Origin of the sequence: Photorhabdus laumondii subsp. laumondii (assembly GCF_003343245.1) — a bacterium.
In the GTDB taxonomy this organism is placed as follows: Bacteria; Pseudomonadota; Gammaproteobacteria; order Enterobacterales; family Enterobacteriaceae; genus Photorhabdus; species Photorhabdus laumondii.
The window spans coordinates 2,943,813-2,963,790 of sequence record NZ_CP024901.1; the positions used below are offsets into that span (position 1 = coordinate 2,943,813).

The following is a 19,978-nucleotide window of genomic DNA, read 5'->3' on the forward strand; positions in this document are numbered from 1 at the left end:
CTCAGATAACCGGATTAATGGAAGCACCACGACCAATCCCATAATAAGTAAAACCTCGGGATTGCAGGCGTTCAGGATCATAGAGATTCCGGCCATCAAAGATAACCGGCGTTTTGAGAGACTCTTTGATGACATCAAAATCTGGCGCACGAAAACTTTGCCATTCAGTACAAATGATCAAGGCATCGGCTCCCTTAAGCGCTGCTTCTTTAGTTCCCATCAATAATAAATCATCACGCTGACCATAAATACGCTGAGCTTCCTGCATCGCCTCAGGATCGTAAGCCTGTATTTTGGCTCCGGCCTGCCATAATGCTTCCATCAAAACACGGCTTGATGCTTCACGCATATCATCGGTATTCGGTTTGAACGATAATCCCCAGACAGAAAATGTCTTACCGGATAAATCTTCACCGAAATGGCGCGTTACAAAAGAAGGCAATTTATGCTTTTGCAGTTCATTCACTTGCTCCACAGCACGAAGAATTTTAGGCTGATAACCAATTTGCTCTGCGGTACGAATTAACGCCTGCACATCTTTCGGGAAGCATGAGCCACCATAACCACAGCCCGGATAGATAAAATGATAGCCAATACGGGAATCAGAACCAATTCCTTGACGAACATGTTCAATATCAGCGCCAAGCATTTCAGCTAAATTAGATATCTCATTCATAAAACTGATTTTCGTTGCCAACATACAGTTAGCAGCATACTTTGTCAGTTCTGCGCTACGGATATCCATCACAATCATACGATCATGATTACGATTAAATGGTTCATACAATTCATACATTAGGTCAACGACTCTTTCATTGTCACACCCAATAATAATCCGTTCAGGGCGCATACAATCTGCAACAGCCGCGCCTTCTTTAAGGAACTCAGGGTTAGAAACCACATCAAATGGAATATCAATATTACGTTGACGCAGAGTCTCATTAACAACGGCATTAACTTTATCTGCGGTACCAACAGGAACCGTAGATTTATCGATAATCACCTTATAGCTATCCATATATTCCGCAATAGTACGAGCAACCGCTGTCACATACTTCAAATCTGCTGAACCATCTTCATCAGGAGGAGTACCAACAGCAATAAATTGCAATTTACCGTGTGCCACACCGGCCTTTGCATCCGTACTAAAATTCAGACGGCCTTCTTCATAATTTTTTTTCACCAGTGGAGCTAATCCAGGTTCAAAAATGGGAATTTGGCCATTTTTCAAATTTTCAACTTTATTTGCATCTATATCAATACAAAGAACATTATGACCGACTTCAGCTAAAACCGCCGCCTGAACCAAGCCAACATAGCCAATACCAAACACCGTAACTTTCATATAATCCCTAAATTTCCGTAAAATTATTCTTTAACCTGATCCTGCAACGCCACTAACCAATCCGTAAATTCTTTGCCCAAAGCATGATGTTTCATACCATACCGGACAAATGCCTGCATATAACCAAGCTTATTACCGCAATCATGGCTTACACCCTGCAAATGATAGGCTTCCACAGGTTCCCTTTCTATTAACATAGCGATTGCATCAGTAAGTTGAATTTCATCACCGGCACCGGGCGCTGTTTTTGCTAATAACGGCCAAATTTTCTCGGACAATACGTAACGGCCAACAATAGAAAGATTTGATGGTGCTTCTTTCGGTTTAGGTTTTTCAACCACGCGCTTAATGAGTTTGCTGTCACCGGGTTGAAGATTTTCCCCCTGACAATCGACAATACCATAACTAGAAACTTCTTCATGAGGTACAGGTTCTACTAATATTTGACTCGCGCCCGTTTCATTATACCGAACCAACATTTCGCTTAGATTATATCTGGTCAGATCTGTACTGTATTCATCAAGAATAACATCAGGCAGTATCACAGCAAAAGGTTCATCACCGATTAAAGGCTTGGCACATAACACCGCATGCCCTAATCCTTTAGCAATTCCCTGACGAGTTTGCATGATGGTGACATGACTTGGACAAATAGATTGAACTTCGTCCAATAATTGACGCTTCACCCTTTTCTCAAGGATAGCTTCTAACTCAAAACTGGTATCAAAATGGTTTTCAATTGAATTTTTTGATGAATGAGTCACCAAGATAATTTCATTAATCCCAGCGGCAATACATTCATTAACAACATACTGAATAAGAGGTTTATCTACTAAAGGCAACATCTCTTTAGGAATTGCTTTCGTAGCAGGCAACATCCTCGTTCCCAAGCCCGCAACGGGAATAACGGCTTTTTTTACTATTTTTTCTACTGATGTTTTTTCTACTGATGTTTTTTCTACTGATACTTTTTCTACTAATGATTTTTCTACTAATGGTTCGTTTACTAATGGCATTACCTTTCTCCCGATGTTTTTTGGCTGAAACAAATCTGTCTTCAACTCAAAATCAGTGCCAATTCTTTAATAAGGCATCACTATTACTGATTATTTTGTGTCAATAAACCGCGCACACGAACAGCACGCAGGAACCAATGCATACAAAAGTTCACGGCTTCGTTCACCCTTCTGACCACTCAAAAAGTTATCACTTTCATCTGAGCAGTGCTAAATCCGTTCTTTGTACTAAAGAGCGGCAAATAAAATAGCCTGATTAGATAGATTTCCAAGCATAATAGGCGGAGTATACCAGCTAATTCTCTTCGATAAACATCACCATTCTGTATAATTACATTACCGTGACTTGATGTTTAAAATCCATTTTAAACAAAATTCCACCTTGGGAATATTCACCCAGAATACATTGAAGAAAGCATCAGATTTATTTGACTATTTGTATTCCAAATCCGACATTGCCATTCAGCACTATGAGAACAAACTTGGTTCGAACAAATCGTTCTCAATGTCCCAAGAGGAACACCACTGTCTAATTGGATTTGGCGATTACCCGACTTAATACTGGCATGTAACCCCGCGGAAGTGAGCAGAACCGTTTTATTGATCGTATGATAATACCCAAGCAGCAATGGAAATTGCCCTTGTAACCCTGCACCTTCCAGTAAGTTATTAATTCTATTTAGAATAGCTGCCATATTGGGTAAACGCCGGGAATGGTGGATGATATGCTCTTGTAACAAACTGTTAAATATGACTCTAAGTAATAATGCTGAAATCACACCATACTCTTTTGAACGGCTAATATCTAGACAATAAAAAGCTAATTCATTGTCAGATAACGCCGCCATATCGAGAATTAACCCTGGATTATCAATCATATTTAATTTTCGGTAATTGACTTTACAATGGGCAATCACTTGAGAAACTGGGGGTTGTAACTGCTTAAGCATATTTAATGCTTCATCCGAATTATGCTTTAGGGTTAACCAATCTTTATTCAAGTTATTCTGTTCAATCGCACCAGACATAAAGACCGTAGGATGTAAATAGGCCAACACCGATTTTTTTATCTCATTAAGATCTGAAACCGGTTTTAATAAAACATCTTTTGCTCCCAAACGAAGCACTTCATCAATTTCGGCCATCTTGTTAGTCGCTGAAATAATAATAACTGGAATGCTAATACCCTCATTCGTCAATTTCGCAATAAATTCAATGCCATTCATAACCGGCATATCTAAATCACATAAAATAAGTTCAACATGAGCTTCGCGTCCTAGCACCTGTAGTGCAACAGCGCCATTAGATGCGACTAATACCTTAGCGCCCAACGTTCGCAAATACCCTGCCAGCAAAGAACAAAAAACAGGTTCATCCTCCACAATCAGAATTTTTTTGCCTGCCAATGCCTTTTCCATAAATACGCTCCCTTACCTTAATATTGCGACCTTCACCTTTTCTTAGGTACTATCACTCATATTAGTTCAATTAAGTGACTATCATTTGTTCTCTTACGTTTCTTTGCAATAGAAAACCCATAAAAATGGTATTTCACCCTTTACAATTGGAGTTAATTTTGACAGAGCTATGTCCTTGTGGTAGTGGAATAGATTTTGCGGATTGCTGTTCCCCTTATCTCCAAAACATAAAATTTGCCCAAACTGCCGAATCACTGATGCGTTCCCGATACAGTGCCTATGTAAAGCACAACGCCGATTATCTAATTACCAGTTGGCATCCTGACTGCCAGGCTGAAAAGTGGCGTTTAGATATAGAACAGAGTTTTATTGTTACCCAGTGGCTCGGACTCAATGTCATTACAACTGAAAAAGGCGAAAATGATAACGAAGCCTATGTTGAATTTTCAGCTTGCTTTCTTGATCAGAAATCCCAAGATAAGCAACTTATTCATGAGCGTTCACGTTTTCTTCGTATAGACCAGCATTGGTACTATATTGATGGCGTAAAACCTATTGATGGCATAAAACCTCAAATTGGCCGTAATAGCCCCTGCCCATGTGGTTCGGGTAAAAAATACAAAAAATGTTGTGGTTAAGGCCCATAAACAGCAAACACAAAATATTTAAGGATAATCCCATCCATGCAACACCAACATATACAAAAGAAAATTTTACGCACTATTTGCCCTGATGCTAAAGGACTGATCGCCAAAATTACTAATATTTGCTACAAACACCAACTGAATATAGTTCAGAATAATGAATTCGTCGATCATCGTACTGGCCGCTTTTTTATGCGTACTGAGCTTGAAGGAATCTTCAATGATGAGACATTGCTTGCTGATTTAGATGATGCACTACCGGTGGGTTCTCAACGGGAATTAAATAGTGCGGGGCGTCGGCGTATTGTCATTATGGTGACAAAAGAAGCGCATTGTCTTGGGGATTTGCTCATGAAAAGCGCTTATGACGGGCTTGATGTTGAAATTGCGGCGGTTATCGGCAATCACGCAACATTACAATCATTGGTTGAACAATTTGGCATTCCTTTCCATTTAATCAGTCACGAGGGTTTAACCCGTGAACAACATGATGAAAAACTGATTGCCCAGATTGACCAATACAAACCTGACTACGTGGTATTAGCTAAATACATGCGAGTACTGACACCAGAATTTGTCCAACATTATCCAAATCAGATTATTAACATTCACCACTCCTTTTTACCTGCATTTATCGGGGCGCGTCCTTATCATCAGGCTTATGAGAGAGGGGTAAAAATCATCGGCGCAACAGCACATTATGTGAATGATAATCTGGATGAAGGTCCAATTATTACTCAGAAGGTCATTAACATAGACCACACATACACGGCTGAAGATATGATGAGAGCGGGCCGGGATGTTGAAAAAAATGTTCTGAGCCATGCTTTATTTTGGGTTCTTGCTCAGCGGGTTTTTGTTTACGGCAACCGTACTGTAATTCTTTAAAGCTGAATTAATTGAGGCCCAAAAACAGGACACGGTAACTTATTTTCAAGCATATGCTTTACAGCGGCAGTTCATTTGATGTGATTCTGGCCGCTGTAAGCAGTAGTGGTGACTTTTCAAAAATGATGAATCATCCTTCCCCCGCCACCAGCAAACAGACCACTTATTTGCTCACAACCAGATCAATAAGGATGGAAAATCGTAAGCGGCTCATCTAAACCGTCTGGTCGGTCCGGCCGTTTCCTCTTAGTAAAGAAAACCGAGAGCTTCTGTATTACAAAGGACGTGGTTTTGAAGGAGAGCCGGATTATCCAGTTGAATTTGAAATGTAATCCTTACGTGTAGCATGTACATATACAAGTACAGATTTAAACGCCCTCATTAAATTAAGCCTCATAAAAAATATGAGGCTGATTGATCATCATTATTGCTAAATACTGTTTTGCAATTCATGCAAAGCAGCCACTTGCAAAAAGTGGCTACGATTCTTGTACAAGTTTGGGCTTGCTTTAACTTGATCATCGATTTTCTTTGATAACAAATCAGGCAGAGTGACGTTGAATTTTGTCGATTTACCTAAATATGGTTCAACATCAATGTCAATTACGGCCCATGCCCACCCTGCGTATTCTTCATCTTTGATCCAGTAATCCAATGACTTTGCTTCAGGGGGTAATTGGTTCATTTCGGCCAATAACTCTAAATGCCCAGTAATCGCTTCCTTGGAGTTTTTTATTGCATCCTCCATTGAATCACCCGCCGAGAAACAACCTGATATATCGGGCACAACCACGCCGTAAGCGTGGTTCTCATCACCAATTTCAATCGCAATAGGATATAACACGTTATACTCCTCCAATAATTTTAAGAACTCCTATCTGTTTAACTTGGTAAAAATCATAACCCCAATAACTCCAAATATCAATAAAAAATAACCTCGATAACCTTATTTAAGGGCGAGGAGCGCAGTGACGAGTCATCCTTCCCCCGTCACCAGCAAACAGACCACTTCTTTGCTCACAACAAGATCAATAAGGATGGAAAATCAGCATATCGTCACTTATTTTTAAATATCTACTTTACAGCGGCGGCTCATTTGATGTGACTCCGGCCACTGTTAGCAACAATGATACATTTCAAAATCGGGTGAAGTTCCCGAGCGGCCAAAGGGAGCAGACGGTAAATCTGCCGTCACAGACTTCGAAGGTTCGAGTTGAGCGCAGCGAAACAACAATGCGGCGCTTGCGACGCGTTGGCCCGCAGGGCGAGGAACGCAGTGACGAGTCATCCTTCCCCCGCCACCAGCAAACAGACCACTTCTTTGCTCACAACAAGATCAATAAGGATGGAAAATCAGCATATCGTCACTTATTTTTAAATATCTACTTTACAGCGGCGGCTCATTTGGTATGATTCCGGCCACTGTTAGCAACAGTGATATATTTCAAAATCTGGTGGGGTTCCCGAGCGGCCAAAGGGAGCAGACTGTAAATCTGCCGTCACAGACTTCGAAGGTTCGAATCCTTCCCCCACCACCATAAATATCCTTCAAGCCTTACAAACAAACCCAATAAAAACATACTTCTCGTTTATACCCCTTGATTCCTCCAAAAACAGACAACCTACAGCAACGCTCCTAAATTACCTACCCTTAACAGTTCCAGAGACTAACTAACATCTTTAAAAGAATTCAGTGAAAAGCGCTTACCCAACCTTAATGTACCCACAATGATATTTCTTATCACACCTTTATGTGAAATTTAACATTTCGCAAAAATCAACAATAAATAATATAAATCAAATAATTACAAAAATAACCACCTTCAAACAGCGGGCATTAGAATGTGATAACCATCGTGTATTTGTGAAATGACGTGTGAAATAATGATAAAAGAATAACAAATTATAACAACAACACCAGGGAACCACCATGAGCCAATCAATACAAAAAATAGGAATTATAGGATTGGGGGCTATGGGCATGGGAATTGCCCGCGCGTTAATACGCGCGGGCATTCCCACGTATGGATTTGATTTAAACCAAAAAGCCTGTGACCAACTACTACAAGCAGGCGCTAAAGCGGCGACAAACAACGCAGCAAATTGGGCATCAGAGCTGGATGCTATCTTACTTGTTGTTGTCAATGGTGCTCAAATAGAAAGCATCCTGTTTGAGGGCGAAACACCGTTAGTCAACCAGTTAAAAGCCGGTACGATCATTGTGCTTCACAGTACCGTTGCCGCAGAACAGGCTAAAGATTTTGCCCATCGTCTTAGCCAACACAATCTAAACATGCTGGACGCGCCTATTTCAGGGGGCGCACTAAAAGCTGAACAAGGCCAGCTCACCGTTATGGCTTCCGGTGAACCCGCATTATTTGAACAACTAAAACCCGTATTTGATGCCACCACCGAACGTCTCTACCATGTTGGAAATGAAATTGGTCAAGGCTCTACCGTCAAAACAATCCATCAATTACTTGCCGGTATACATATTGCTGCCGCAGCGGAAAGTATGGCATTGGCGGCCAAAGCCGGCATTTCTCTGGAGCTGATGTACGACATTGTCACCCACGCGGCGGGTAACTCTTGGATGTTTGAAAACCGCGTCCCCCATATTCTGGCAGGGGATTACACTGCTAAATCCTCCGTAGACATTTTTGTCAAAGATCTGAGATTAGTCTTAGAAACAGGTAGAGATCTGAAACTCCCATTACCATTATCAGCCACTGCACATCAAATGTTCCTTACTGCCAGTAATGAAGGTTTCGGCCAATGGGATGACAGCGCGGTTATCAAAACATTTAAAGGTATCACTTTGCCGGAGAAAAAATAATGACCATTAAATTGGGCGTTATCGCTGATGACTTTACCGGCGCAACCGATATCGCCGGTTTTATGGCACAAAGCGGTTGGCGAGTTGTCCAGTTACTGGATACACCTGATGAAAATATCGCCATTCCACAGGATATTGATGCTATCGTTATCAGCCTGAAAAGCCGTTCCTGCCCGATAGACGAAGCCGTGAATAACGCAGTGAAATCCTGCCGCTGGTTACGTCAGAAAACAGGTTGTCAACAAATATTCTTCAAATACTGCTCAACTTTTGACTCTACCAGCAAAGGCAATATTGGGCCGGTCACGGATGCCCTGATGGATGAACTACAAACAGACATCACGCTGATCTCCCCTGCCCTTCCCGTTAACGGGCGAACCGTTATACATGGGCATCTATTTGTCAACGGTCAACTACTTAATGAAAGTGGTATGCAGCACCATCCGGTGACACCAATGACAGATGCCAATCTACTGCGCCTAATAGAACAACAAGCTCAAGGGAAAGCAGATCTGGTGGATCTGGCATGTGTACACCAAGGCGAGCAGGCAATCCGCGTAAGGCTAAATCATTTACAACAACAAAACATACGCTACGCAATAACAGATACCCTCTCCATGAATGACCTACTGCCTATTGCCAGAGCGGCATCAGCGCTGAAATTAATCACTGGTGGCTCTGGTCTTGGTGCTGCCCTTGCCAGCACAGACACCGGTAAGCCATTGATGCCATACCAACCGGAAGGAGCAACCCCACCCGCCGAGAATAGACGCACCGTGATCCTTTCTGGCAGTTGTTCCGTCATGACCAACAAACAAGTTGCTCTATACCAGAAATTCGCTCCAACTAAAGCCCTGAATATTGATTCATGCATCAATGATCCACAATATGCCGAAAAGCTGGTTGCGTGGGTTATTCAGCAATCCGAAAACTATCTGGCACCGATGCTATACACCACTCACCTCCCAGAAACATTACAGAAAATCCAGCAACAATATGGTGCAACTACTGCCAGTGAAGCAATAGAAAACACCTTCGCCAGCGTTGTAAAAGGTCTGAGCCAGCTAGGATTCAATACCTTTATTGTCGCAGGCGGCGAGACTGCCGGTAAGATAGTACAAAGCTTGGACATCCAACAATTCAGTATCGGTGCACCCATTGCTCCCGGAGTACCTTGGGTACACGATCGACAACACAATTATTGGCTGGCATTGAAATCAGGTAACTTCGGCAATATCGATTTCTTCCTGCATGTACAGGAGATGTTTCATGAGTGAACAAGCACTAAGGTCAGAGTTAGTCGAATGGGCTCGTTCAATGTTCTACCGGGGTTATAGCAGTGGCGGTGCAGGTAACATCAGCGCCAAACTGGAAGATGGCACGATTATCATCACGCCGACCAACTCCAGTTTTGGTGACTTGCAAGCGAATCGCCTGAGTAAGCTAGATGCAGAGGGTAATTGGCTATCCGGTGACAAACCCACAAAAGAAGTTTCCATGCATTTGGCCATGTACCGCAACCGTCCCGAATGCCATGCGGTGGTCCATCTACATTCCCCTTGGTTAACTGCCCTTTCCTGCCTATCCAATCTGGATAGAAGTAACTGTCTACCTCCGATTACGCCCTACTATGTCATGCGGGTCGGAAAACTGCCTCTGGTCAAATATCTGCCACCAGGAGATGAAAGAATCGGTGAAGAAATTGCGAAGCTGGCCGCAAAACACAACGCAATCCTCCTCTCGAACCACGGACCTGTTGTCGGCGGCAAAACTTTACGGCAAGCTTTTTTCAACGCAGAAGAATTGGAAGATACCGCACGGCTCTATTTAACCTTATTGCCACACGGCTTCACGACATTAAATGAAGAGCAAGTCCAAGAACTTGAAACTCGTTACCCAAAAACTGAGTGAACAAACAAGGAATTCGTCATGGCTAAATTCGCGGCAAACTTGAGCATGATGTTCAATGATGTACCTTTCACAGAACGTTTTGCCCGTGCAGCCAAAGCTGGATTTAAAGGCGTTGAATATCTGTTTCCTTATGAAGTCGCAGCGGAAGAGCTTGCTGCCCTATTAAAACAGCATCAATTAACCCAAGCTCTATTCAACATGCCCGCCGGAGACTGGGCGGCGGGAGAAAGAGGAATAGCCTCTATGCCTGGCCGTGAAAAAGAATTTGCCGCCGGTGTGCAAACCGCGCTGAAATATGCACTGGCGCTGAACTGCAAGCAAGTTCATGCGATGGCAGGAAAGCTGCATGAACACTTCACACCAGAACAACAACGTGAGTGTTATATCAGAAACATTCGATATGCCGCTGATGTGATGGCAGAACATAACATCAACGTATTAATTGAACCAATTAATACGCGTGATATGCCGGGTTACTTTCTGACAACTCAGCATCAAGCTGAAACATTACTCAAAGAAATTGACCGTCAAAATGTTTTTATCCAGCTAGATCTTTATCATTGCCAGATTATGGAAGGGGATTTGCTACGCACCATTGAACGTCTATGGGACAAATTCAGTCACATCCAGATTGCCTCGGTGCCCGAACGCCACGAACCCGATAGCGGCGAAGTGAACTATCCGTGGCTATTTAACAAACTGGATGAAATGGGCTATCAAGGGTGGTTGGGCTGTGAATATCACCCTGCGGGTTACACCGAAGAGGGTCTGGATTGGTTGACCAAAGCACAGAAATAATCAGGAGAAGATATGCTTCCATCAGAGCGTAGGGACTTTATTTATCGCTATGTACACGAATATCGGACAATTTCTATCAGTACACTGGTTAAACTGATGAATGTCTCACATATGACAGTACGGCGGGATATCCACACTCTGGAGGAAGAAGGAAAAGTCGTTAGTGTCAGTGGCGGTGTGCAACTTAGTGATGTTTTACGTCAGGAATTGCCTTGGAATGAAAAAGCCCAGCTTAATCATCGCCATAAGCGGGAAATTGGTCAATATGCAGTCTCTATGGTTGAAGATGGACAAGTGGTCTATCTTGATGCTGGCACCACCACGTTTGAAATTGCCAGAGTCTTGGCTGAGCGTTTTAACCTCACTATCATCACGAACGATTTTTCCATTACCCAATATCTGATGAACAAACCCCAATTAAATCTGTTCCATACCGGGGGGCAGGTAGATAAGAGAAATCATTCCTGTGTTGGCCCTATCGCCGCCATGCTGCTTCGCAATCTAAATGTGGATATTGCCTTTATTAGCACCAGTTCATGGGATCTAGAGCATGGTGTCTCCACGCCACATGAAGAAAAAGTATTAGTCAAACAGGCAGTATTGGAAATCGCCCGCCGTCGTGTTTTGGTATCTGATAGCAGTAAATATGGCAAATACGGCATGTTTCGGGTCTGCCCGCTTGCAAGTTTGGATGATATTGTCTGTGACAGCCAGCTTCCGCCGAAAGTGCAGCAACAATTACGAGAACACAACCTGGTATTACATACTGTCAGCGTATAAGGATAAAAACCCTATACCCTATGGATTTCAAGATGCACCGCGACGGCAAGGGAGTGAATCCCCGGGAGCATAGCAAACGATGTGACCGGGGTGAGCGAGTGCAGCCAACAAAGAGGCAACTTGAAAGATGACGGGTATATATAACCAAAGCTATTAAACAAGGAGAGTCGCAATGAAAGTCATAATCACTGGTGGAGCAGGTTTTCTAGGCCAGCAACTCGCCAGCACTTTGCTAAACAACCATCAAACATTAAATTTCGATCAACTTATATTGACCGATATTCAATGCCCTGTCTCACCGGTTAATGATCCCCGCGTCCAGTGTCTGGCATTGGATTTAACTCAATCAAGGGCTGCGGAAAAGCTGATCGATGAAAACAGCACGGTATTATTCCATCTCGCCGCCATTGTCAGTAGTCACGCTGAAAGCGATTTTGATCTTGGCTTGCAAGTTAACTTTGATGTTACTCGCAACTTATTAAACGTTGCCCGGGCTAAAAATCCAAAATTGAAATTTATTTTCACCAGCTCCTTGGCCGTATTTGGTGGAGAATTACCCGCAACCATTACAGATCAATGTGCGGTTAATCCTCAATCATCCTATGGTGCACAGAAAGCCATGTGTGAATTGATGATTAACGATTACTCCCGCAAAGGATACGTCGATGGCCGAGTTCTTCGTCTACCGACAATCAGTATCCGCCCTGGGAAGCCAAACAAAGCAGCATCCTCTTTTGCCAGTGCTATCATCCGTGAACCTCTACACGGAGAAAGCAGCATCTGCCCAGTTTCTCGCGATCTGACTTTATGGCTCTCCAGCCCTGAAACCGTGATCCACAACTTTATACATGCGGTTCAAATTCCGGCGGAAAAATTTGGTCTTTCCCGCACAGTCAATTTACCGGGTATTAGTGTCACGGTTCAGGAGATGATTGATGCACTGGCAGAGGTTGCCGGGCAGAAAGCGGTGGAACTCATCCGCTTCGAACCAGACGAAAACATTAACCGTATTGTTGCCAGTTGGCCGGGTCATTTCGATATCAGCCGTGGCTTATCACTGGGTTTTCATGCTGATAATACTTTCAGTGATACAATCCGTGCCTTTATTACCAATAACCTGTCCCAAACTGGAGGCTAATTATGGAACACTACATTCCGGTCGTTGGTCTGGGTGTAGCCGTATTTACGTTGATCTTTCTGGTGCTACGTACCCGTGTTCATGCTTTATTAGCCATGCTCATCGCAGCAGCGATCGCTGGGCTCTCTGGTGGCTTAACCGCAGCAAATACCATTGATGTTATGACTAAAGGTTTTGGCTCCACACTGGGCAGTATCGGAATTGTTATCGGTCTGGGGGTCATGATGGGACGGGTGCTGGAAGTTTCCGGCGCCGCGGAACAGATAGCCTACAGCTTTATCAAATGGTTAGGTAAAAAACGCGAAGAGTGGGCATTAGCGATCACCGGTTATATCGTCAGTATCCCAATTTTCGTCGACTCTGCCTTTGTTATCCTCTACCCACTGGCAAAAGCACTCGCAAAAAAGGGAAAACGTCATCTTCTAACGCTTGGCGTGGCACTGGCTGGCGGATTGGTTGTTACCCACCACACTGTTCCGCCAACACCGGGGCCACTGGGGGTTGCTGGTATTTTCGGTGTCGACATTGGTGCCATGATGTTAACCGGTATGGTTCTGGCGGTGCCTTGCGTTATTGGCATTGTATTTTATGCCAAATGGTTAGCAGTAAAATATCCTGAATTTCAACCCATTGATGAAGCAGAAGAAGCGCAAGATCTACAAACAATCCACCAACGCTACATGGAAGAGAAAGCGAACAAACCGCTACCGAGCCTATTTCTTTCCCTGCTGCCGATTATTGTCCCTATCGTTTTGATCTTCATTAAAGCCATTAATAGCCTATTATTAAACACTAAAACTTTGACTGGACAAGAAAACAACTTCTATTTTCAGACATTTGATTTCCTTGGTGCACCCGTTATTGCTTTAGCCATCAGCGTATTATTGGCGGTTTATACCTTGATGCCAAAAGCCAATAAACATGAAGTCATTGACCGTCTGGAAGAAGGTTTACAGGCTGCCGGTATTATTTTATTGGTGACAGGCGCAGGCGGTGCGTTAGGAGCGGTATTGCGCGAAAGTGGTACCGGCACCATTCTGGCGCAATATATAGCCACTCTCCCACTAACACCGGTGCTGATTCCATTTATCATCGCAACACTGGTTCGCTTAATTCAAGGTTCCGGCACGGTGGCAATGATTACTGCTGCTTCTATTTCTGCGCCAATTATTAGTCAAATTCCGGGGATCAACATGCTGGTTGCCGCACAAGCAGCAACGATGGGCTCATTATTCTTTGGTTATTTTAATGACAGCCTATTCTGGGTCGTTAACCGCATGATGGGAATCAAAGATGCCAAACAACAGATGTTCGTTTGGTCAATACCCACCACTATTGCATGGGCGATTGGCTTGTGTGGTGTCATCATCTTGGATCTGGTGTTATAGACGCCTACTCACCAATAAAGCGATATTAATTCGGCCTCTCTTGTATGGGAGGCTGAATCAGATTATTGATAATCCTACGACGCTTACAGAGTTTTATTTCTTAATCTTAGAAAGCCACAACTGCAATATAGGGCACGCAACACTATCATTGTCCTTAAAAACCACTGTTTCCGATAAGCTGCCGTAAGGTAGCCACACCAGCATTTTCTTGGATCGGGTTATTCTCAATCAACTCTTCTATTTCTTTATTCAAATCTAATCCAGGATAGGCAACATCAAACACCTCAGTTGCTGAATGGTATCCTCCACCAACTAAAAATGCAAAGGTTGCTATTGCTAATTTCTTCCTTTCCACCATAGTCATATCAGGGAATAAAATATCAGCAGCAACTAAAACACAAGATGTACTACCAGATACGGATCCTATTAATGGAGAATCACAATCAAAGGTTCTGTTAACAAACACTGACTCTACGACCCTTTTATCCTCAGCATCCAATTCATGTGTAAATGTTCTAAATAGTGGTCTACGTTTTGTAAGTTCTGGAATGGTTAAAAATGATTTTTGCTCTTCCGTAAGACTATCAAAGGTTGGAGTATCTAAAATACCTATATCTGAACGATGTTGGCTGCTCTTAATATTGGTCCTTCCTCTAACTTTAAAAAGATTAGTTGGTCTGTTTTTTTCTATTATATCATTTACTTCTCTCCCTTTTCCATCAAAGATAAAATCATAATTTCCAATATCTTTTGAGGAAAAATCAATAATAAAAGCTCCCAAAGACTTTATTAATAGCATTTTTTTAACAAATAATTGAGGAGTATCCGATTTTACTTGCAATACATTTAAGATTTCATTTTTACCTAGAGTAAATCGGCCAAATTGGCCCTCTGGACTCGTATCTTTTTCAATAAAATCGTACAGTTTTTTTTGGAAATTATTTCTTTCATCGATCTTAGATATTATATTGAATAATTTTTTTGATAATTTATCTATTACACCTGAAAAAAAAGATGGATTTTGTAAAACAAATGATGCAGCGAAAGACTCAAACAATGACTTATTTTTATTATTAAAATTAGTATCATGTTTAATATCCGACTGGTATTCAAATGTATGCATTGTCTTCTTTTTTTCACCAAAATAATCAACAGTGGTCAATATATCATTTCTGTTTTTTATTCTGGCACGATTCATGTCTTCATAGTGGTTAATGCTGTCATCCCATTGACTATAATTACTTCTTTCAAATTTCTTCTTTGTTGTTGGTTCACTATTCTTTTTTTTCGAGTCATACATATAATCACCTCTACCTTTTCAAAGATAAAATTCTTATAACCACGAGGATTCAACTAATAAATGAACTCATAGCAACCATATCGTTTACAATAATATTTACTGGCAATCCTCAGATGCTTCCATAAATCACCTCATTTTATTTTATCTTTACAAATCTATCTATAAATAGTCTCATGACACAAAGACACTCCTTGCCTAAGGAGTATTAAATCTTCTACGATAAAGTGACTCACAGAATCCTTAGGCATAAATATACCCGTCATCTTTCAAGTTGCCTCTTTGTTGGCTGCACTCACCCCGCTCACATCGTTATCTATGCTCCCGGGGATTCGTTCCATTGCCGTCACGATCTATCTTGAAATCCATTGGGTATATCCAAGACTTTGATTTACCTAATATTATTCTGACAATCCTAATATAATATTTAGATAACACAATTCATTTTGGTTTACTCAATTTTTTATCATAATTAGAAAGTTTAGATTTTAATGTTTCAATATTTTCATAAAAGTTATTAACATCGTATTCGGTTAAATAAATATCCACCCCTCTATCTCTCTTTATTCTATCCAACTCAACATTAGATACATCTTTATGTATATCAAGCGTCTCTGAAATCAACGCTCTCTTTTCATCATCAGATAATAGATTAAACTCACGGCTTAACAACTTTTTTAATTTATTAAGACTAACGGCATCTTTTCCTCTGGAATTTAACCAATCTGCTATTTTCAGCGGAGGTAATGCCCCTTGTCCTAAATCTGATTGATAGATATATCCCACTGTTTCCTGATCATTGGATGGGATATCAATTAAAAACATATGCCCAAGTCGACGATCATTAACCAATGCAACATAATTTTTTGCACTACTAAGCTGATCAACACTTTCAGCAAATTCATTACCATCTATTTTCCCTGTCTGGGCCATTTCTACTGGATCAACTGCATGTTCTCCCTCAGTCATTAATTTAAATATATTTTGGGCAGATAAACCGCAAACTGGCTCAGTAGGATCATAAGGATTTACCCCAACCATTTCTTGGTACATTTCAAGACCACCTAATTCAGAAACACTTTCATCAATCTTTTCAAATATATTCGCCAAATCCCGATTAATGATTTTATCCTGCCAATTATCATTCCACAGTAATTTATTCCCTTTCGGATCATTATGTAGTGCGATAATATCATCTATCAATTTTATGGTATTTATACTATTTTTTTTAAATTTTGAGGTATCCTTTGATCTCGATAAGCCAGAAGAAAGACCTATTTCCAGATGATTATCGGTTTCTATATTTTTACAGGGTATATCTTTTACGGCACGAACTTCAGATTCTTTTGCAAGATTGCTGATTGGCATAATATCATCACCCAAGAGTTATAAGTAAGTAATATATAGATTAAAACACTACTAATAACAAGATGTTTTTATATAAAGCAATCAATAAAAATATTGTTATCTTCTATTACTTGCCATCTTATTATGGGTAATTAATTAAGTAATTACTTTTCAATGCTAATTAATTTATTAAAATCTACTTTATCAACAATAATACCTATGCCATTTATCTTAACAACTGCTTTACGACTGTTTACCCATGTTGAAAGAATCTCTTTTATTTTAGAGTAATAGGTTGAAAAAGTAATACCTGAAGCCTCAAGAATAATTTTTTCATTTTCATTATTGCCTGTGGCTGGTACAAGCGGTTCAATTGTTAGATTCACTTTAGTCAGTGCCAAACGTATATCTTCCGTACCACCTAAATCAACACATAATTTTTCTAATAATTCCTGACATATTTGTGAGCTAGTCAGATACAGTTTTTGATCCACAGAATGGGAAATATCCATAACTGGCTCTACTATATTTGTAATATCTTGAAGTTTCACCGGTGCGGTAATGGAATATAATAAAGAAAGTCGAGGTCGATTGCCAAGAGCCTGCCAAAAATTACCTAAACTATTTAAATTTTCCTGTGGTGGAATAACTTTGGTGTAGGCACCAGGAATTTTGGGTAATTGACGATGATTAATCAACGCGTTCAAAATAGAGGTCATTATTTTTGCCGCCTGATTATCAGGCTGACTATCCGGGCTACTACCATCAACTGAGGGTTTATTCGAATGCCAGTAAGTAATTAAATAATTATAATTAATATTGACCCATCCCGGTAACAATAAATTAGTCACAGGATTATAACGCTTCGGTTCAGCAGAGCGTAATTGCAAATCTTCATGTACATCATAAAGAAATACACTTATTGTCGGTTTAGATGGAATTGAATCTATATCTGGCAAATCAAAACGAATATCAATATTATTTAAATATCGAGATAGAATATCTTTTAATGCATTATTAACTTCGACAATAGCATTGTTAGGTTCAATGGTATCTTTCATATCGACTCCAAATTTAATAAATATTTAAAAAATCAGTCTGCCACTCTTATTTAATTCGAGAATAACTGCCCGCTCTATATGTTGATGCTCAATTTTTTCACTATTATTGTCTGTGGCTAATATTGATGCCAATAAGGCAATATTTCTGATATTAGCCCCAGTCAAATCAGCTCGTTTAGCCAAATGTGCAAAATCAATTTCACCGGATAATTTCAGTTGTTCAGGCCAAATAGTTTGCCACATTTTTTTACGTAATACTTCGTCAGGATAAGTAAAATGGGTAATAAAAGTAAAACGACGATTAAAAGCGCTATCCAAATGGCTACGGTTATTAGTCGCTAAAATCACCAATCCCGGATAATCCTCCAGCCGTTGTAACAGATAAGAAACTTCAATATTGGCATGTCTATCTTGAGCATCTTTGGTTTCACTGCGCTTACCAAACAGTGCATCGGCTTCATCAAAAAACAGTACCCCGGAATCCGATTCAGCTAAATCGAAAATACGGGCGATATTTTTTTCCGTTTCACCAATATATTTATTCACCACGGTAGAAAGATCAACTTTAATCAAATCAACACCAAGATGCCCGGCAATCACTTCTGCGGCCATCGTTTTACCCGTTCCCGATTCACCGTGAAACAGTGCACTAATACCCGTGCCATAACCTACTTTTTCCTGAAAGCCAGCACCCAAAATCTGGTCACGGTAATTAATCGTTGCAATAATCTCTTTCAATTGTTGAGCTAATTCATCAGAAACCACTAAATCATTAAAATTACGTTTTGGCGTTATTCGTCGAGCCAGTTTACCTAAATTCTGTTGAGCGCGGAAACTTAATGCTTTACGTAAATCTATCTCTTCTAATTGATCATCTGGTTGTCGTAATATTTGATATTGATAAGCTTCTTTAAGAATTAACGGTAAAGTTTCCGCGGTAAATGAGAAACGCTGACACAATTGTGCAAGATTAACTTTCTGAGCGGCATTATCCGGTAAACATTCTTTCAACATAGATTCTTTATCCACCCGTGTAGCTACCGGCATCTCAATTTGCACCATTGATAAATGTTTAATCCAGACTAATGCGTCTCCCGGCTCTACTAAACAAACCACCGGTAATTTGGGTTGATGCAGCAAAATGGATAATAGGTTATTCAATGTTTTCTTTTCATCTGCAAGTAAAGAAAAATGACGAATTAATAAACAAGCATTATGTAACCGTGCTTCTCTCACTGCATCTGCCAGCAAACTAGCTATTACAGTTAAATTCTCTTCCTCTGGCAATCGAGCTAAATCCAAAATTAGAGTACTGATGCTATGAAACGCCATAATATTGCTAACCGCTAACTCTCTGGCACTGCCCTGTTTTCCTCTCAGTATCACCAACGGGCGAATTTCATCAGTTTCATTCAATAATATCTTTTCAAATGAATGATAAAGAGTTGATGGATACCAAACGTTCGAAGTAGGAGAATGCCAATAAGCACAATTTATTAGGGGCGGAAAAATTACCTGTTGTCCTGATAAAAAATGCCAGACGGCGCTGTGGGTTAAAAATTGCGTTTGTAACCAGATAGCTTCTTCGTGGTTATTGAGCCGTAATAGTTGGTTCCTTATTAATGGTGAGGATGGTAAAAAGCAGTTTTGCAATAATTGCCAATCACTGTGGCGTTGACTAAATAATTCAATTGCTAAAGCAAAGCCAGGCCACTGTTTTTTACTATTACCGTGCAGAGCAGCAAATAATGCATGATAACGGCTGTCAAAATGTGGCAATAAACCGAGTAATAAGACATCACGCTCAAATTCCGTGAGTTCAAAACGTTCAACCAATAAAGACAGCGCATCAGAAGCAAAATGTTCTTCGGTTTTCGGATGATCAACAATATTACCCTCCTCAAATAGCCAATGAGGAAAGCCTTGCGGTTGTATCAAATATTCCTCTACCTTATTCTCAGTAAGTAAAAAACTCTCCGGTAATGAATCGTACCTTTCCCTCTTTTGATAATAATAGCGCTGTAATAGCAGATCGATACGCTCCAGATGGGGATAAATCCAATGTAATTCCGTCACCACGTAGTGACTATTTTTAAGTAAAGAGTTCATAT

17 protein-coding genes, 2 tRNA genes and 1 pseudogene are annotated in these 19,978 nt (G+C 40.8%); 11 read left to right on the forward strand and 9 right to left on the reverse strand.

Going from position 1 to position 19,978, the window contains the following annotated elements:
- Position 1 precedes the first annotated feature (1 nt).
- From PluTT01m_RS12890 to rssB, 3 genes are all read right to left on the reverse strand, one after another.
- Entirely contained in the window at positions 2-1,345 is a 1,344-nt protein-coding gene (locus PluTT01m_RS12890; RefSeq protein WP_011146723.1) for a UDP-glucose dehydrogenase family protein, read from the reverse strand.
- 23 nt (positions 1,346-1,368) lie between these two features.
- Positions 1,369-2,361, reverse strand: coding sequence for a UTP--glucose-1-phosphate uridylyltransferase GalU (galU, locus tag PluTT01m_RS12895; RefSeq protein ID WP_011146724.1), 993 nt, complete (start codon positions 2,359-2,361; stop codon positions 1,369-1,371).
- 392 nt (positions 2,362-2,753) lie between these two features.
- A complete protein-coding gene (gene rssB, locus PluTT01m_RS12900) occupies positions 2,754-3,779 on the reverse strand; it encodes a two-component system response regulator RssB (protein WP_011146725.1) in 1,026 nt (341 codons plus the stop codon).
- 158 nt (positions 3,780-3,937) lie between these two features.
- Between rssB and PluTT01m_RS12905 the strand changes: the two genes are divergently transcribed.
- Together PluTT01m_RS12905 and purU are read left to right on the forward strand one after the other, a co-directional pair.
- Positions 3,938-4,417, forward strand: coding sequence for a YchJ family protein (locus PluTT01m_RS12905; protein WP_011146726.1), 480 nt, complete (start codon positions 3,938-3,940; stop codon positions 4,415-4,417).
- Positions 4,418-4,462: 45 nt separating this feature from the next.
- A complete protein-coding gene (gene purU, locus PluTT01m_RS12910; RefSeq protein ID WP_011146727.1) occupies positions 4,463-5,311 on the forward strand; it encodes a formyltetrahydrofolate deformylase in 849 nt (282 codons plus the stop codon).
- Between the two features lie 430 nt (positions 5,312-5,741).
- Here purU and PluTT01m_RS12915 read toward each other — a convergent pair whose 3' ends face one another.
- Positions 5,742-6,155, reverse strand: a complete 414-nt coding sequence (locus tag PluTT01m_RS12915) for a type II toxin-antitoxin system HicB family antitoxin (RefSeq protein ID WP_011146729.1) — start codon at positions 6,153-6,155, stop codon at positions 5,742-5,744.
- Between the two features lie 301 nt (positions 6,156-6,456).
- On the opposite strand from PluTT01m_RS12915, the gene PluTT01m_RS12920 reads away from it, so the two are divergent.
- The 9 genes from PluTT01m_RS12920 (at position 6,457) to PluTT01m_RS12960 (ending at position 14,162) form a co-directional block, all read left to right on the forward strand.
- A tRNA-Tyr gene (locus PluTT01m_RS12920) sits at positions 6,457-6,615 on the forward strand.
- A gap of 149 nt (positions 6,616-6,764) precedes the next feature.
- Positions 6,765-6,849: transfer RNA gene (locus PluTT01m_RS12925), tRNA-Tyr, on the forward strand.
- Positions 6,850-7,241: 392 nt separating this feature from the next.
- On the forward strand, positions 7,242-8,147 hold the full coding sequence (gene ltnD, locus PluTT01m_RS12930) for an L-threonate dehydrogenase (protein WP_011146730.1): 906 nt from the start codon (positions 7,242-7,244) through the stop codon (positions 8,145-8,147).
- The gene (gene otnK / locus PluTT01m_RS12935) at positions 8,147-9,424 is read left to right on the forward strand and encodes a 3-oxo-tetronate kinase (RefSeq protein WP_011146731.1); all 1,278 of its coding nucleotides are present in this window, start codon (positions 8,147-8,149) and stop codon (positions 9,422-9,424) included. The genes ltnD and otnK overlap by 1 nt, the downstream gene beginning before the upstream one ends.
- Positions 9,417-10,058 carry a 3-oxo-tetronate 4-phosphate decarboxylase gene (otnC, locus tag PluTT01m_RS12940; protein WP_041380095.1) on the forward strand — a complete coding sequence of 214 codons (642 nt, stop codon included), beginning with the start codon at positions 9,417-9,419 and terminating at the stop codon, positions 10,056-10,058. Before otnK ends, otnC begins: the two co-directional genes overlap by 8 nt.
- An 18-nt stretch (positions 10,059-10,076) precedes the next feature.
- Complete coding sequence (gene otnI, locus PluTT01m_RS12945) at positions 10,077-10,856, forward strand: 2-oxo-tetronate isomerase (RefSeq protein WP_011146733.1); 780 nt, start codon at positions 10,077-10,079, stop codon at positions 10,854-10,856.
- 12 nt (positions 10,857-10,868) lie between these two features.
- On the forward strand, positions 10,869-11,636 hold the full coding sequence (locus PluTT01m_RS12950) for a DeoR/GlpR family DNA-binding transcription regulator (protein ID WP_011146734.1): 768 nt from the start codon (positions 10,869-10,871) through the stop codon (positions 11,634-11,636).
- 172 nt (positions 11,637-11,808) lie between these two features.
- On the forward strand, positions 11,809-12,774 hold the full coding sequence (gene denD / locus PluTT01m_RS12955; protein ID WP_011146735.1) for a D-erythronate dehydrogenase: 966 nt from the start codon (positions 11,809-11,811) through the stop codon (positions 12,772-12,774).
- A gap of 2 nt (positions 12,775-12,776) precedes the next feature.
- Positions 12,777-14,162, forward strand: coding sequence for a GntP family permease (locus PluTT01m_RS12960; RefSeq protein WP_011146736.1), 1,386 nt, complete (start codon positions 12,777-12,779; stop codon positions 14,160-14,162).
- Positions 14,163-14,316: 154 nt separating this feature from the next.
- On the opposite strand, the gene PluTT01m_RS12965 is transcribed toward PluTT01m_RS12960, so the two are convergent.
- The 5 genes and pseudogenes from PluTT01m_RS12965 to PluTT01m_RS12980 form a co-directional block, all read right to left on the reverse strand.
- Positions 14,317-15,462, reverse strand: coding sequence for a hypothetical protein (locus PluTT01m_RS12965; protein WP_011146737.1), 1,146 nt, complete (start codon positions 15,460-15,462; stop codon positions 14,317-14,319).
- 65 nt (positions 15,463-15,527) lie between these two features.
- Positions 15,528-15,653, reverse strand: a pseudogene (locus PluTT01m_RS28255) (IS30 family transposase); the annotation flags it as partial.
- 247 nt (positions 15,654-15,900) lie between these two features.
- Positions 15,901-16,827 carry a cycle-inhibiting factor gene (locus PluTT01m_RS12970; protein WP_110826457.1) on the reverse strand — a complete coding sequence of 309 codons (927 nt, stop codon included), beginning with the start codon at positions 16,825-16,827 and terminating at the stop codon, positions 15,901-15,903.
- A 143-nt stretch (positions 16,828-16,970) separates the two neighbouring features.
- On the reverse strand, positions 16,971-17,867 hold the full coding sequence (locus PluTT01m_RS12975) for a Pvc16 family protein (RefSeq protein ID WP_011146739.1): 897 nt from the start codon (positions 17,865-17,867) through the stop codon (positions 16,971-16,973).
- 24 nt (positions 17,868-17,891) lie between these two features.
- On the reverse strand, positions 17,892-19,976 hold the full coding sequence (locus tag PluTT01m_RS12980) for an ATP-binding protein (RefSeq protein ID WP_011146740.1): 2,085 nt from the start codon (positions 19,974-19,976) through the stop codon (positions 17,892-17,894).
- Between the last annotated feature and the right edge of the window lie 2 nt (positions 19,977-19,978).